Origin of the sequence: Catenulispora pinistramenti (assembly GCF_018274385.1) — a bacterium.
Classification (GTDB): domain Bacteria; phylum Actinomycetota; class Actinomycetes; order Streptomycetales; family Catenulisporaceae; genus Catenulispora; species Catenulispora pinistramenti.
The window spans coordinates 1-255 of sequence record NZ_JAAFYZ010000658.1; the positions used below are offsets into that span (position 1 = coordinate 1).

The following is a 255-nucleotide window of genomic DNA, read 5'->3' on the forward strand; positions in this document are numbered from 1 at the left end:
GTGCGGCCATTGTCGCTTTGGCGTTGGTTCGGTTGTTCTGTGGGGTGGTGTGTGCGTTTTGGGCGTCGGTGACGGCTTGTGGGTTGGGGTTGGCGGCGTGGTTCTGTTGGGTGGTTTTCAGGTCGTTTGCGGTGTTGGTGGCGTTGACGCTCGCGCGTTGCAGATCGGCGTTGGCGTCTTGTGCTTGGCGTAGTGCGCTGTCGGCTTTGTTCTGTGCTGCCTGCAGCGCCGGCCAGTAGGCCGACAAGGCGTCGG

Annotated in this window: 1 protein-coding gene; it reads right to left on the reverse strand. The window is 62.7% G+C overall.

What is annotated here, in order from left to right:
• Nucleotides 1-255: hypothetical protein (locus tag KGQ19_RS49040; protein WP_212022549.1), on the reverse strand; the 255-nt coding region annotated here is incomplete at both ends.